Raw genomic sequence first — 14475 nt, 5'->3', positions numbered from 1 at the left:
ATTATGACTTTAAATATTCTTACCCCCGACAAACTGGTATTTGAAGGAACGGTCACCTCCGTTACCGTTCCGGGCACAAACGGTTCCTTCCAGATTTTAAAGAACCACGCTCCCATCATTTCAACCCTATCGGACGGTGATGTCATTATCAATGAAAACAATAAAGAACAAATTATTGGTATTAAGGGAGGAGTTGTTGAAGTATTAGATAACAAAATAATCGTCTTAGCTGAAGCGGTAGTTGACTAGTCAATATTTTAAAAAAAAATCTAAAAGCCTACAAAATCAAATTTTGTAGGCTTTTTTTATGGTTTTGCCGTCGCGGGAGTGCTTTTACGCAGAAAAACAGTTAAAATCGCTATGCAAGCATATTATTGAACCAAATACCGATTTCGTCTATGGTATTTTTATTTCTTTTTATCACAATAAAAAAACAAGTACAAAATATATAATATCACAACATTCCTGTTTTACGAAATAAAATTCTAAATAAATTTATTTTGATTTTTCCTTGCCGATTCTAACCGAAGCCATTAACTTGAATTCGCAAACAAAAAACAATTAGAATATCATATCAACAAGATGTCAGAATTAAATAAGTATAGTAAAACATTAACTCAGGACCCAACCCAACCGGCAGCACAGGCCATGCTTTATGGAATTGGATTTAAAACAGAAGACATGAATAAGGCCCAGGTAGGTATTGCAAGCATGGGTTATGACGGTAACCCATGTAATATGCACCTGAATGGATTGGCAGACCTAGTTAAGAAATCGGTATGGGAGGCAGACTTAGTTGGTTTAATATTTAACACGATTGGTGTCAGCGACGGCATGTCAAACGGCACGCCGGGAATGCGTTATTCGTTAACTACCCGTGATATCATTGCCGATTCTATAGAAGCTGTTGTAGGTTGCCAGTATTACGATGGACTAATCACCATACCGGGTTGCGATAAAAATATGCCGGGATCACTTATAGCTATGGCGAGACTAAATAGACCTTCTATTATGCTATACGGTGGCACAATCCATTCCGGACAATACAAAGGAGAGGCCCTTAATATTGTGTCGGCATTTGAAGCGTTAGGACAAAAAATAGCAGGCAACCTGAATGAAGAAGACTTTCAAGGCATTATTAGAAATACCTGTCCGGGCGCTGGAGCCTGCGGAGGGATGTACACTGCGAATACAATGGCTTCCGCTATCGAGGCGCTAGGCATGAGCCTTCCTTATAGTTCTTCTAATCCGGCTTTAAGCAGTGATAAAGAAAAAGAATGTGAAGAAGCGGGCAAAGCTATCCGCACGCTATTGGAAAAAAACATTCTACCTTCTGATATTATGACTGCCGACGCATTTCACAATGCGATTGTAACTTTAATGGTTTTAGGGGGATCTACAAATGCAGTATTACATTTCATTGCTATCGCGAAAGCCATCGGAGTTGAAGTCACACAAGATACTTTTCAAAAAATAAGTGATGTAACGCCTGTAATCGCTGATTTTAAACCGAGTGGTAAATACCTCATGGAGGACCTGCATGAAATAGGCGGTATTCCGGCTGTCATGAAGTATCTTCTGAAAAAAGGCATGTTACATGGTCATTGTATGACTGTAACAGGAAAAACAGTCGCTGAAAATCTGGAAGAGGCTCAAGACTTGGATTTCGAAAATCAAAAGATTATTTATCCGATTGAGGCACCGATCAAGAAAACGGGACATTTGCAAATCTTATATGGCAACATCGCACAAAAAGGCTCGGTGGCAAAGATCAGTGGCAAAGAAGGCGAATATTTTGAAGGACCTGCACGTGTCTTTGAGGGCGAATATGAGTTGATTGAGGGAATTGAATCTGGGAAAGTACATGCTGGCGATGTGATAATTATCCGGCAGGTGGGTCCTAAGGGCGCTCCCGGAATGCCTGAGATGCTAAAGCCAACTTCTGCTATTATTGGTGCCGGTTTAGGAAAATCAGTCGCAATGGTTACAGATGGAAGGTTTTCGGGAGGAACACATGGGTTTGTAGTTGGACACGTGACGCCCGAAGCATGGGAAGGTGGCAACATCGGGCTGATCCAAGAAAACGACCTCATCCGAATTGATGCTGTAAAAAATGAAATCAACGTTTTGATAAGTGATGAGGAATTAGAAAAACGTCGTCTAAACTGGAAGCAACCACCCCCACCAGTCAGCAAGGGTGCTTTGTACAAATATCACAAAAGTGTTAAAGACGCAAGTGAAGGCTGCGTAACAGATGAATAATATGTTTTATTAATAGCTTAAATTATATGAACACGGTAGAAACAAAAAACGAGGATAGCAAGACCGCTACCGAGACTGTTGCCAAGACACAAATTTCAGGATCTCAAGCAGTCCTGGAAGCTTTGTTAGCCGAAGGTATCGAAACTGTTTTCGGCTATCCGGGGGGCGCCATTATGCCTATATATGATGCGTTATATGATTATAACGATAAACTTAAGCATATTCTGGTGAGGCATGAGCAGGGAGGCATTCATGCTGCCCAGGGCTTTGCCAGAACATCCGGCAAAGTCGGCGTTGTTTTTGCCACGAGTGGACCGGGAGCAACTAACCTGATAACAGGATTAGCAGATGCGATGATTGACAGCAACCCAATAGTCTGTATTACGGGTCAGGTTTTTGCTCATTTACTGGGCACGGATGCTTTTCAAGAAACGGATGTGATCAATATTACAACACCGGTCACTAAATGGAACTATCAGGTAACTGAAGCTAGTGAAATCCCTGAAGCGCTCGCCAAGGCATTCTATATTGCTCGTTCGGGAAGGCCGGGACCGGTGTTGATCGACATAACAAAGAATGCGCAGGTTCAACTCTTCGACTACCTTGGCTACAAACCATGTAGTCATATCCGAAGCTACCGACCAAAACCGATTGTTCGGAACAAACACATACAAGAGGCAGCTGACCTTATCAATCAGGCAAAAAAACCACTTGTTCTTTTTGGTCAAGGGGTTATTTTAGGAAAAGCAGAGAAAGAATTCAAAGAGTTTATCGAAAAAAGCGGTATTCCTGCTGCATGGACAGTAATGGGTCTGAGTGCATTAGAAACCGATCATCCACAAAACGTGGGCATGCTGGGTATGCACGGCAACTATGCACCGAATGTTTTAACCAATGAATGCGATGTTTTAATCGCGATCGGAATGAGGTTTGATGATCGTGTTACAGGCCGTCTTGACAAATATGCAAAACAGGCAAAAATTATTCATCTGGATATTGACCCCGCAGAAATAGATAAAAATGTAAAGACCACCGTCGCGGTATGGGGTGACTGTAAAGAAACACTCCCTATTTTAACTAAATTAGTCGACAAGAAATCGCACACTGATTGGCTTGCTCATTTCCGTGAACTGGAAAAGGAAGAGGTTAAAGAAGTGATCCAAGAGGAGTTAAATCCAAGCAGCGATATCATGACAATGGGTGAAGTTGTCAAAGTATTAAACGAGTTAACTGGCGGCGATGCAGTTATTGTAACGGACGTTGGCCAGCATCAGATGGTAGCTTGCCGTTATGCTAAGTTCAACCAGTCGAAGAGTAATGTTACTTCCGGCGGGTTAGGGACTATGGGTTTTGGACTCCCGGCCGCAATCGGAGCTTGGTACGGTGCCCCCGAACGACCGATCGTCGCTATTATTGGCGATGGTGGTTTTCAAATGACTCTTCAAGAACTGGGTACCATCATGCAGTTTGGTGCGAAAGTAAAGATTTTGATTCTCAACAACGAGTTTTTAGGAATGGTGAGACAATGGCAACAACTGTTCAATGACAAGCGCTATTCATTTGTTGATATAACCAGTCCGGATTTTGTAACTGTAGCAAAGGGTTACCATATTGACGGTCAACGAATAAGTGAACGTGAACAATTGAAAGATGCATTGAAAACCATGTTGGATCATCCGGATTCCTATTTACTTGAAGTAATGGTAGGAAAAGAAAACAATGTTTTCCCGATGGTAGCACAAGGAAGCAGCGTTGCAGAAATCAGGTTAAAATAAAAATCGAAGAAGATGACAAAGCAAGAATATACATTAACCATCTATACCGAAAATAAGGTTGGAATTATCGGCAGAATCGTTATCTTATTCTCCCGAAAAAAGATCAATATAGAAAGTATCAGCGGTTCACCGTCGGAAGTCGCTGGAATTTTTCGCTTTACTATTTTAATCAATGAAAGTGAAGAGGTGGTTAGAAAAGTGTGTCGACAACTCGAAAAACAAGTTGATATCTTGAAAGCGTATTTCAACACCAACAGTGAAATTGTCTGGCAAGAGCAAGCTCTTTTTAAAGTTGCTACCGAAAAAGTAACTGAAGGAGCTGATGTTGAACGCCTAGCTAGGATATACGGAGCACGCGCAGTAGTGATTAGAAATGATTACACGGTATTTGAAACTTCAGGACATACTGAAGATATTGACAAGCTGACAGAAGCATTGGCCAACTTCGGTTTAATTGAATTTGTACGAAGTGGACGAATTGCGATCATTAAAAATAGTGAAGGCTTCCATAAGAAACTCAAGGAGTTTGAGCGTGAAGAACCAGCTCCAGAAGTGAAAGAGAATGAGTTTCTGGATAAGCAGGACAAAGTTTTCACGATGTAATTCTATATAAACATTATTATATTTAAATTTATACTAACAAAAAAAAGTAGAAAACAATGGCAAAAATTAATTTTGGTGGAACGATAGAAGAAGTTGTAACCCGGGAAGAATTCCCTTTGAGCAAGGCCCAAGAGACATTGAAAGACGAAACTATTGCAGTTATCGGATACGGTGTACAGGGACCGGGGCAAGCGTTGAATTTAAAAGACAATGGTATCAATGTTATTATTGGTCAACGTAAAGACTCAAAAACATGGGATAAAGCGGTTGCTGACGGCTGGGTACCAGGTGAAACTCTATTTGAAATTGAAGAGGCGGCTGAAAAAGGAACCATCATTCAGTATCTACTATCTGACGCAGGACAAATTACACTTTGGCCAACTATAAAAAAACATTTAACAGCTGGAAAAGCACTCTATTTTTCACATGGTTTTGGTATTACATACAAAGACCAAACAGGTATTGTAGCCCCCGAAGACGTTGATGTAATTTTGGTTGCTCCGAAAGGTTCTGGAACATCTTTACGTCGCTTATTCTTAGAAGGAAAAGGACTAAACTCTTCTTTTGCAATTCATCAAGATGCAACGGGCAAGGCGAGAGACCGCGCCATCGCCTTGGGTATTGGTGTTGGATCGGGTTATTTATTTGAAACTGACTTCCGGAAAGAAGTATTTTCTGATCTAACCGGTGAAAGAGGAACATTAATGGGTGCTATCCAAGGTATCTTTGCTGCTCAATATGAGGTGCTTCGTAATAACGGACACTCCCCTTCTGAGGCATTCAACGAGACTGTTGAGGAACTAACACAATCATTGATGCCTCTTGTGGCAGAAAATGGAATGGACTGGATGTACGCAAATTGCTCGACAACAGCTCAACGCGGTGCTCTAGACTGGTGGAAAAAATTCCGCGATGCTACCCTTCCGGTATTTAACGAGCTTTATGATAGCGTTTCGACTGGAAAAGAATCTCAAAGGTCAATTGACAGTAACAGCAAATCCGATTATCGCGTTAAACTTGATGCTGAACTAAAAGAACTTCAGGATAGCGAAATGTGGCAGGCTGGAAAGGCTGTACGTAGCCTTCGTCCTGAAAATCAGACAGAAGAGATCTAATAAACACACAGCAAACTTACTCGTTAAAAGAGTAAGTTTTTATTACTTCCACTTAGCTTGATTCTTGTGAAAACAGGAAAAGTCAGGCTAAGTGGATAGATTATTTAAAAAACAAAAGACAAGAAAACATACTATGGGGAAAACATTGTTCGATAAGATTTGGGATAATCATGTGGTGAGTAATCGGGAAGGTTTTCCGGATATTTTATATATCGACACTCATTTTATCCATGAGGTAACTAGCCCGCAAGCCTTCAATGGCCTGCGAGAAAGAAATATTCCAGTTTTTAGGCCAAAGCAGACAGTAGCGACGGCTGATCATAATGTTCCAACTATAAACCAACACCTACCTATCCAGGAAGAGCTCTCGAGAGTACAGGTGGATATGTTAACGAAAAATTGTGATGAATTTGGAATCGAGCTCTACGGTTTAGGACATCCTTTTCAAGGGATTGTGCATGTTATCGGACCCGAGTTAGGCATAACCCGTCCGGGTGGAACTTACGTATGCGGAGACAGCCATACTTCAACACACGGTGCTTTCGGATCGATTGCTTTTGGTATCGGTACATCGCAGGTTGAGCAGGTTCTAGCTACTCAATGCCTGCTACAGCAGAAACCAAAAAGAATGAAAATTGAAGTGAATGGAGAACTGCAGAAAGGGGTAGGTGCCAAAGACATTATTTTATATATTATTTCACAAATTTCCGCAGCTGGTGGTACTGGGTATTTTGTTGAATATGCCGGTGACACTATTCGTTCATTAAGCATGGAAGGTCGGATGACGATCTGCAATATGAGTATTGAAATGGGTGCGCGCGGAGGTCTTATTGCCCCAGACCAGACAACATTTGACTATATAAAGGGTAGAAAGTTTGCTCCGCAAGGCGAAGAGTGGGACAAAGCATTGGCGTATTGGGAAACGCTTTATTCTGATGATGATGCCGAGTTTGACAAGATCTTAAATTTTAAAGCCGAAGATATTGAGCCCATGATCACATACGGAACCAATCCAGGAATGGGAATCGGTATCTCTCAAAATATTCCAGATCGGAATGAGTTCGATAAGCAAGAACAACAATCCTATCTAAAATCCTTGGACTACATGGGGTTGAAGGATAATGAAGCGATGCTCGGTCACCATGTTGATTATGTATTTATCGGAAGTTGTACGAATTCACGAATAGAAGATTTAAGGCAGGTCGCTAACTTTGTTAAAGGGAAGCGTAAAGCTGATAATGTAACTGCTTGGATTGTTCCTGGTTCGAAACAGGTTGAACAACAGGCTAAAGAGGAAGGTCTTGATAAGATCTTTGTTGAAGCTGGCTTCGCTTTGCGAGAACCGGGTTGTAGTGCTTGCTTAGGCATGAATGAAGACAAAATTCCAGCGGGGAAATACTGTATTTCTACTTCCAATAGAAATTTTGAAGGAAGACAAGGGCCGAATTCACGAACATTCTTAGCTAGTCCGTTGATGGCGGCGGCTGCAGCGGTTACTGGAAAAGTTACAGATATTAGAGAGATGATATAGAAATGGCAACAAAAATATTTAAAAACATAGAATCCTCGGCAGTACCATTGCCGACAGAAAATATAGACACCGATCAAATTATCCCAGCGCGTTTTCTAAAAGCGACAACGCGCGAAGGTTTTGGAGAAAACCTGTTTCGCGACTGGCGTTACGATTCAGAGAATAATCCAAGAGCCGAATTTGTATTAAATGATGACACTTACTCGGGAAACATTTTGGTTGCTGGTAAAAACTTTGGATGCGGGAGTAGTCGTGAACATGCAGCATGGGCATTAGGCGATTATGGGTTCGATGTGATAATCAGCAGCTTCTTTGCTGATATCTTTAAGGGGAACGCGCTAAATAACGGTATCCTGCCCATCCAAGTATCTGAGGAGTTTTTGCAAAGCATCTTTACAGAAATCTATAAAGACTCCGATGCTTCAATTAAAGTGGATCTGGAAGCACAGGAAATAACTTTGATTCCTACGGGAGAAACTGCTAAATTTGAGATTAATCCCTACAAAAAAGCCTGTCTTTTAAATGGCTACGATGATATTGACTTTATTTTAAGTAACAAAGATAAAATTGAAGAATACGAGCTTAGACGCCAATATGTTTAAGCTTTCGTAATAAGATAATCTATGGAAAAAAACATTCTAGTAATTCCCGGAGATGGCATTGGACAGGAGGTAACAAAATGGGGCAAAGCTTCGCTTGAGAAAATTGCGGATTTATACGGTCACCAATTTTCGTTCGATGAGGCTATCATGGGACATGTAGCAATAGAAGCAACCGGTTCTCCCCTACCTGAAGACACTCTGAACAAAGCTAAAAACAGTGACGCTATTCTTTTCGGTGCAATTGGTCATGCAAAATATGATAACGATCCGTCAGCTAAAATACGCCCAGAGCAGGGCTTATTGAAAATAAGAAAGGAATTAGGATTGTATGCTAATTTACGCCCGATTCTACTCTTTGATGAATTACTGGATGCTTCAAGTCTTAAGCCTGAAATTTTAAGAGGTACGGATATTCTCTTTTTCCGTGAATTGACGGGTGATGTATATTTCGGTGAAAAACATAAAGCCGAAGACGGAAGTTTTGCATCTGACTTGATGAATTACCATCGTTATGAAATAGAACGGATAGCGGTAAAAGCATTTGAAGCGGCGCGTTTGAGAAGTAAACGCCTATGTTCGGTGGATAAAGCGAATGTCTTAGAAACTTCGCGTTTGTGGAGAGATGTAGTTCAAGAAGTAAGCAAGCAGTATCCGGATGTCGAAACTGAACACATGTTTATCGATAATGCAGCGATGCAGCTGGTTAAGAATCCTCGAAAATTTGATGTGGTTCTGACCGCTAATTTATTCGGCGATATCCTGACGGATGAAGCTTCGCAGATTGCCGGTTCTATGGGTATGTTAGCTTCCGCATCCGTTGGTGATGGTACAGGTTTCTTTGAGCCTATACACGGTTCAGCTCATGATATCGCTGGCCGAAACATTGCAAACCCACTCGCTTCCATCCTATCTGCAGCTCTGATGTTAGAGATCAGTTTTGGGTTGAAAGAAGAAGCTAAAGCGATTACAAATGCGGTTTCTGATACGCTAAAGGCAGGCTACCGAACAACCGATATCACCAATATTTCTACATCAAAAGATTATATTTTGGGTACGGCGGATATGGGTGCAAAGGTCCTTGAAGCAATCGAAGCTCAAAAGCAAGTCGTCCAATAGAATTTATTAAACAGTAAAAAGATCTTATTATGTTACATGATCCAAATCACCTCTATATTTTTGACACAACGCTTCGCGATGGCGAACAAGTACCGGGATGTCAATTAAGCACCCCTGAGAAAGTTGAAATTGGAATAGAACTACAGCGATTAGGTGTCGATATTGTAGAAGCAGGTTTTCCTGTATCGAGTCCGGGCGATTATCAAAGCGTCGTTGAACTATCTAAAAACTTAAAAGATGTAATTATTTGTGCGTTGACCCGTGCTAATGAGAACGACATCAAAGTTGCAGCAGAATCACTGCAATATGCAAAAAGAGGCAGGATTCATACAGGTATTGGTTCATCTGACATGCATATCCAGTACAAATTTAACAGTACGCGTGAAAAGATCTTGGAACGCGCCGTAGCTGCAGTCAAATATGCAAAATCATTGGTTGAAGATGTAGAATTCTACGCAGAAGACGCTGGGCGTGCCGATAACGAATATTTGGCAAAGATGATTGAAGCTGTAATTGCTGCGGGCGCAACCGTGGTAAATATCCCAGATACAAATGGTTACTGCTTACCGCATCAATATGCTGCCAAGATCCAATACTTGAAAGAAAATGTAAAAAACATTGATAATGCGATTATTTCCGTTCATTGCCATAATGATTTGGGATTAGCAACTGCCAATTCAATCAGCGGTGTATTGGCAGGCGCCCGACAGGTCGAGTGTACGATCAACGGTATTGGTGAGCGGGCAGGGAATACCTCTTTAGAGGAGGTCGCTATGATCGTCCAGGTTCATCAGAATGCTTTTGATGGTCTAAAAACAAACATCAATAGCAAACAATTTACCGCTATCAGCCGTAAGGTTGCGAGCATGATGCATATGCCTGTTCAACCTAATAAAGCGATTGTGGGACGAAACGCTTTTGCTCATAGTTCTGGAATTCATCAAGACGGGTTCTTGAAGCATCGCGAAAATTATGAGATTATCAAACCAGAGGACGTCGGGTTGGACGAAGCGGACATCATCTTAACTGCACGAAGTGGCCGACATGCGTTAAAACATCATTTGGAGCGCATTGGTTTCCAACTAGAAAAAGGAGAATTGGATATTGTATACCATAAGTTCCTAGACTTAGCGGACGGAAAAAAGAACATCACTGACGATGATTTAACTGACTTGGTAAATAAGACGACTTTAAACGCATAGATATTAAATGAACGAACGTTCAGATTTAAAGATAGATTCAGTGAGTGCGTTGAAACGTATTCAATCTGTCATCAATAGAACCCCTCTGCAAAAAAACGCAAGATTATCGAAGAAATACGAAGCATCAATCTATTTGAAGCGCGAAGACATGCAGGTGGTCCGCTCTTATAAATTAAGGGGTGCTTTTAATAAGATTTCTAGATTAACAAACGACGAACGTAAGAAGGGAGTCGTTTGTGCTAGTGCAGGCAACCATGCCCAAGGATTTGCTTTTTCCTGTAAAAACCAACAAATCAAAGGCGTAATTTTCATGCCTAGTCATACACCTAAGCAAAAGATAGATCAAACAGCCATGTTCGGCGGTGACTTCATCGAGATTATTCTTGTCGGAGATACTTTTGATGATTGCTTACGTGAAGCATTAATTTACACGGATCAGCATGAGATGACTTTTATCCCGCCATTTGATGACTCAGCCGTCATAGAAGGACAAGGGACTGTTGGTGTTGAGATATTAGAAGACTTACCAGATGTTGATATAGTTTTGCTTCCCATTGGCGGTGGCGGACTAGCCTCCGGCGTTGGACACTATTTTCATGAAGCTAAGTCGGATACGGTTTGCTATGGAGTAGAACCGCTTGGTGCAGCATGCATGCAGTCGGCATTCTCCGCTAAAGAACCAATTACTTTAGATCATATTAATACGTTCGTAGACGGTGCCGCGGTAAAAAGAGCGGGCACGCTGACCTTTGCATATTGTCAAAAATATATTTCGCGGATCGAACTTGTACCAGAAGGAAAAGTCTGCTCTACTATTCTAGAATTATATAACCACGAAGCAATCGTCGCGGAACCCGCCGGGGCGCTTACTGTCGCAGCATTAGATGCTTATAAAGATGTCATTAAGGGCAAAAAGGTAGCTTGCATCGTGAGTGGAGGAAATAACGACTTTGATCGGATGGCTGAAATCAAAGAACTATCTCTTCAATATGAAGGGAAAAAACACTATTTCTTGGTTAATTTCCCACAGCGTCCAGGCGCTTTGCGTTTATTTGTTACTGAAGTATTGGGTGAACACGATGATATTACTCGATTTGAGTTTATCAAAAAAACAGAGAGGGAGCGTGGACCGGCCTTAGTAGGAATCGAATTACGGTCACCTGAAGATTACGATTCCTTAGTAGAACGAATGAAAGAAAAGCGATTTGATTTTAAAGAAATCAATCGTGATCAGACTCTCTTCGAATATCTAATTTAGATATCCCCTGTTGAATATTTTATAAGAACGGCCTTAAGAATCTTAATCTCAAGGCCGTTCTTATAAAAATTATTTACTAAAGGTTAATGTTTATATGTATCCTGGAATCACGAGGATATCTTTTCGCATAACGATCGTAATACTGTTCCGGTCGCCTATTCAAAGGTAGGTCAGTGAGTAATTGAATACGAGCTCGTCCTAAATCTATCCCAACCATAAACGATGGAACATTTCTTGAAAATCTCCAACCATTATTCGTGCGGTATACATAACCCTCTCTATACGGATCATAAAATGTATAGTAATCGCGGAAATAAACATGATGTTTGGCGCGATAACCATGAGCAGGTGCCCATGATGGTGGGCCATTACGTTTAACATACCTTACCTTCCTACCGTGTTCTTTTCGATACCTTTCATCATGATGACGACGTTCATTAACCCATTTTCGTTCGTTCTTTTTATACGATTTGTACGCTTTCTCTCTTTTCTTTGCATATTCTTTCCGCGCCTTCTCATACTTCTTATGACGCGGTTGAGCAGAAACATCTGTAATTGCAAAAAGGAATGCTACTATTAAAAGTGCCTGATAGATTTTTTTCAAACTTTTCATAATATCCAGAGTTGATCCTACTTAATAGACCCTTAAATTTCACAAAAGTTTAACGAAGCGAATTGGAAATATAAACAAAAAAGCAATCTTATATTGCAACGAGCTGATACTTTGACCCTTGTACAGCTCCCCGTTTTTCTAATTCTTTATCAATATAAGTTTGGATTGCTGACTTTCCCTTACCCCAATTTGGAGCAATCAATAATTCCTGATCTGCTAATCCGAACAGCCGCTGGATGACGATATCCGGTCTTAAAAGAGGAATAAACTCACACAAGAAATCAGTATACTCTTCGAGACTAAATACTTTGAATGGTTCCCTTTTGTACTGAACGCCCATAATAGACCCCTCAACGATATGTAGATGATGTAATTTCACAAATTTAATCTGCGGGAAGCGGTTTATTTCATCCGCATAGCGGAGCATCATCTCTTTTGTTTCCCAAGGGAACCCGAAGATCGTATGTACGCAAATATCAAGAGGGCTGTTCTTTACTAAGTTAAGGGCAGACTCCAATTCTTCGTGCGAGCAACCGCGATTAATCCGATTAAGAGTATCATTGTAGATCGACTCCATTCCCATTTCCAGATCCACATCATAACGGTCAGTATAACTCTCTAGCAGCGCAATTTTTTCAAAATCAATACAATCAGGTCGCGTACCGACAGAGAGTCCGACTACATTTTCCGGCGCTATGCTCAAAGCTTCGTCATATAATGATTTTAGATAATGGGCGGGCGCATAGGTATTGGTGTTAGGTTGGAAGTAGATAATAAACTTCTCTGCGCGATAGCCTTTAACTGCCCGTTCGATACCCTCTTCTACTTGCTGACGGATACTGGGTAATTTACGTGCTGTATCGGGTGTGAATGAGTCGACATTACAATAAGAGCATCCACCATACCCCTTACTGCCATCCCGGTTAGGACAAGTAAAGTGTCCATCTACGATAATCTTGAAAACGCGCTTTCCGTCGTATTTATCACGAAGATATGACCCATAGTAATTATACGGCTTATGACCCGAATCTAATAATGTACCCATTCCGCAAAGTTATAGATATTTAAACAAAAACAACTCCCCAACGTTGGTTTTATATACAAGGTTAAATAAAGAAGATATGAAAGATCAAGAAAAAAATATAGTTGATCCGGCAAAGCGGGACGCTAAGCACCAACCTGACTCAATCGCTAACCGCGAACATACGGACGTAAAAAAATTAAAAAAGAATCAGGGCATTCCAAATAGCGGTGGACAAACTGCTAATGAAACGGACAATAAACAGTCTAATGTTAATCGTGGAAATCAGAGTTCTGAAAAACGGGGAAAAGAGAATTAGCTCTGCTTAATCTGGGTTGGTAAATAACCAAAGTACTTTTTAAAGGCGGCACTAAAATGTGTTGGATATTTATAACCAGAGCATTGAGCAATCACACTAATTTTCATATCGGTATCGAGTAAGTACCGCTTTGCCTGCTCCATACGAAATGCATGCAGGTAGCCGAAAACAGTCATTCCGAATACAGCTTTAAAATGCTTTTTTAAAGTGGAATCGTTGGTACCTACAGTATGGGCAAGCCCAATCAGACTAAACTTTTTCTGCGGGTTCTTTTCAATAATCTCTTTTATTCGATACACTCGTTTTAACTCCTCTTCTTTAAGTAACTTATGAGGAGGAGGGCTAGCGTGATTGCTCGCTAGCTCTAGCTGTTCCAACTGAAGGCTCAGCAGCTCGACAACTTTTGCATGAAAGAAGAGGCAGCGGCAGTCATCCTTTCGCATACAATTTAAAATCTGGTGGATGACTTCTTTCATAGCAATTGTTAAAGGCTGAAAACCTAGAGATAAATTGACAGCTTCATTGTCCTTGATTTTTTTCTCTAGAGAGACGAGAATCTTATTATCTTTTGGTAAAAGATCAAAAAACAGTGGCATTTCAATATTAACTCCCATAACCTCCGCGCCCGAAGAAAATTTGGTATGTAAACGATTTGCTGTATTCTTCGGAACATAAAAAAGACAGTGCGACTCGGAGTTTAATCCACCGACATGCCCTTTTAACGAGCGTTGATCATCTATGCAAAACAACATTTGTAAGAAAGGCATATCGAAACGGGTGGATACCTTATGGTATATTTCTGTTCTTATTTTTGAATGCCAGATATAAATCCCCTTGAAAACCAAATGAACACCACTGTCTTTATTTTCCCGCCTGCAGGACTCGTCCCTAGTCGATAATCTTCGATCTACCTGATATTGAGATATGCTGTTTCCCTGATCCATATTTATACCGAATTCTCACAGTCGGAACTACAGTTTATGTTACAACTATCCATCAAATAAATTCGTCTATTTGTATTATATTTTATTTAGACTGAATTTAAATTATAAACAAAT

General features: G+C 40.7%; 14 protein-coding genes. 11 read left to right on the top strand and 3 right to left on the bottom strand.

What is annotated here, in order from left to right:
* The first annotated feature begins 3 nt into the window (after positions 1-3).
* The 10 genes from atpC (at position 4) to ilvA (ending at position 11464) form a co-directional block, all read left to right on the top strand.
* Positions 4-249: an ATP synthase F1 subunit epsilon gene (gene atpC, locus D3P12_RS06395; protein ID WP_118194201.1), complete on the top strand. Its 246-nt coding sequence runs from the start codon at positions 4-6 to the stop codon at positions 247-249.
* Between the two features lie 333 nt (positions 250-582).
* Positions 583-2262: a dihydroxy-acid dehydratase gene (ilvD, locus tag D3P12_RS06390; protein WP_118194200.1), complete on the top strand. Its 1680-nt coding sequence runs from the start codon at positions 583-585 to the stop codon at positions 2260-2262.
* Between the two features lie 26 nt (positions 2263-2288).
* Positions 2289-4037 (top strand): biosynthetic-type acetolactate synthase large subunit, encoded by a 1749-nt coding sequence (gene ilvB, locus D3P12_RS06385; protein ID WP_118194199.1) that lies wholly within the window; start codon positions 2289-2291, stop codon positions 4035-4037.
* A gap of 12 nt (positions 4038-4049) precedes the next feature.
* Positions 4050-4640 (top strand): acetolactate synthase small subunit, encoded by a 591-nt coding sequence (gene ilvN, locus D3P12_RS06380; RefSeq protein WP_118194198.1) that lies wholly within the window; start codon positions 4050-4052, stop codon positions 4638-4640.
* A gap of 56 nt (positions 4641-4696) precedes the next feature.
* Positions 4697-5755: a ketol-acid reductoisomerase gene (ilvC, locus tag D3P12_RS06375; RefSeq protein ID WP_118194197.1), complete on the top strand. Its 1059-nt coding sequence runs from the start codon at positions 4697-4699 to the stop codon at positions 5753-5755.
* A 133-nt stretch (positions 5756-5888) separates the two neighbouring features.
* Entirely contained in the window at positions 5889-7286 is a 1398-nt protein-coding gene (gene leuC / locus D3P12_RS06370) for a 3-isopropylmalate dehydratase large subunit (RefSeq protein ID WP_118194196.1), read from the top strand.
* Between the two features lie 2 nt (positions 7287-7288).
* A complete protein-coding gene (gene leuD / locus D3P12_RS06365) occupies positions 7289-7888 on the top strand; it encodes a 3-isopropylmalate dehydratase small subunit (RefSeq protein WP_118194195.1) in 600 nt (199 codons plus the stop codon).
* Between the two features lie 21 nt (positions 7889-7909).
* Positions 7910-9004: a 3-isopropylmalate dehydrogenase gene (gene leuB / locus D3P12_RS06360; protein ID WP_118194194.1), complete on the top strand. Its 1095-nt coding sequence runs from the start codon at positions 7910-7912 to the stop codon at positions 9002-9004.
* A 29-nt stretch (positions 9005-9033) separates the two neighbouring features.
* A complete protein-coding gene (locus D3P12_RS06355; protein WP_118194193.1) occupies positions 9034-10206 on the top strand; it encodes a 2-isopropylmalate synthase in 1173 nt (390 codons plus the stop codon).
* 7 nt (positions 10207-10213) lie between these two features.
* Positions 10214-11464 carry a threonine ammonia-lyase IlvA gene (ilvA, locus tag D3P12_RS06350; RefSeq protein ID WP_118194192.1) on the top strand — a complete coding sequence of 417 codons (1251 nt, stop codon included), beginning with the start codon at positions 10214-10216 and terminating at the stop codon, positions 11462-11464.
* A gap of 76 nt (positions 11465-11540) precedes the next feature.
* Here ilvA and D3P12_RS06345 read toward each other — a convergent pair whose 3' ends face one another.
* Positions 11541-12077 (bottom strand): hypothetical protein, encoded by a 537-nt coding sequence (locus tag D3P12_RS06345; protein WP_118194191.1) that lies wholly within the window; start codon positions 12075-12077, stop codon positions 11541-11543.
* Positions 12078-12165: 88 nt separating this feature from the next.
* On the bottom strand, positions 12166-13122 hold the full coding sequence (locus D3P12_RS06340; protein ID WP_118194190.1) for a TIGR01212 family radical SAM protein: 957 nt from the start codon (positions 13120-13122) through the stop codon (positions 12166-12168).
* Positions 13123-13198: 76 nt separating this feature from the next.
* Between D3P12_RS06340 and D3P12_RS06335 the strand changes: the two genes are divergently transcribed.
* Positions 13199-13417, top strand: coding sequence for a hypothetical protein (locus D3P12_RS06335; protein WP_118194189.1), 219 nt, complete (start codon positions 13199-13201; stop codon positions 13415-13417).
* Here D3P12_RS06335 and D3P12_RS06330 read toward each other — a convergent pair.
* Positions 13414-14361 (bottom strand): helix-turn-helix domain-containing protein, encoded by a 948-nt coding sequence (locus D3P12_RS06330; protein ID WP_118194188.1) that lies wholly within the window; start codon positions 14359-14361, stop codon positions 13414-13416. The two genes, D3P12_RS06335 and D3P12_RS06330, sit on opposite strands and share 4 nt — an antisense overlap.
* Between the last annotated feature and the right edge of the window lie 114 nt (positions 14362-14475).

This window comes from Pedobacter indicus (assembly GCF_003449035.1).
Lineage (GTDB): Bacteria > Bacteroidota > Bacteroidia > Sphingobacteriales > Sphingobacteriaceae > Albibacterium > Albibacterium indicum.
The sequence above is the reverse complement of the archived record's forward strand: the minus strand, read 5'-3'. Positions and strand labels throughout refer to the sequence as shown.

Coding starts and splice junctions, on each gene's coding strand:
- leuD (WP_118194195.1), top strand. CDS start 7,289: ATGGCAACAAAAATATTTAAAAACATAGAATCCTCGGCAGTACCATTG.
- D3P12_RS06345 (WP_118194191.1), bottom strand. CDS start 12,077: ATGAAAAGTTTGAAAAAAATCTATCAGGCACTTTTAATAGTAGCATTC.
- ilvD (WP_118194200.1), top strand. CDS start 583: ATGTCAGAATTAAATAAGTATAGTAAAACATTAACTCAGGACCCAACC.
- ilvC (WP_118194197.1), top strand. CDS start 4,697: ATGGCAAAAATTAATTTTGGTGGAACGATAGAAGAAGTTGTAACCCGG.
- D3P12_RS06355 (WP_118194193.1), top strand. CDS start 9,034: ATGTTACATGATCCAAATCACCTCTATATTTTTGACACAACGCTTCGC.
- leuC (WP_118194196.1), top strand. CDS start 5,889: ATGGGGAAAACATTGTTCGATAAGATTTGGGATAATCATGTGGTGAGT.
- D3P12_RS06335 (WP_118194189.1), top strand. CDS start 13,199: ATGAAAGATCAAGAAAAAAATATAGTTGATCCGGCAAAGCGGGACGCT.
- ilvB (WP_118194199.1), top strand. CDS start 2,289: ATGAACACGGTAGAAACAAAAAACGAGGATAGCAAGACCGCTACCGAG.
- D3P12_RS06330 (WP_118194188.1), bottom strand. CDS start 14,361: ATGGATCAGGGAAACAGCATATCTCAATATCAGGTAGATCGAAGATTA.
- D3P12_RS06340 (WP_118194190.1), bottom strand. CDS start 13,122: ATGGGTACATTATTAGATTCGGGTCATAAGCCGTATAATTACTATGGG.
- leuB (WP_118194194.1), top strand. CDS start 7,910: ATGGAAAAAAACATTCTAGTAATTCCCGGAGATGGCATTGGACAGGAG.
- ilvA (WP_118194192.1), top strand. CDS start 10,214: ATGAACGAACGTTCAGATTTAAAGATAGATTCAGTGAGTGCGTTGAAA.
- atpC (WP_118194201.1), top strand. CDS start 4: ATGACTTTAAATATTCTTACCCCCGACAAACTGGTATTTGAAGGAACG.
- ilvN (WP_118194198.1), top strand. CDS start 4,050: ATGACAAAGCAAGAATATACATTAACCATCTATACCGAAAATAAGGTT.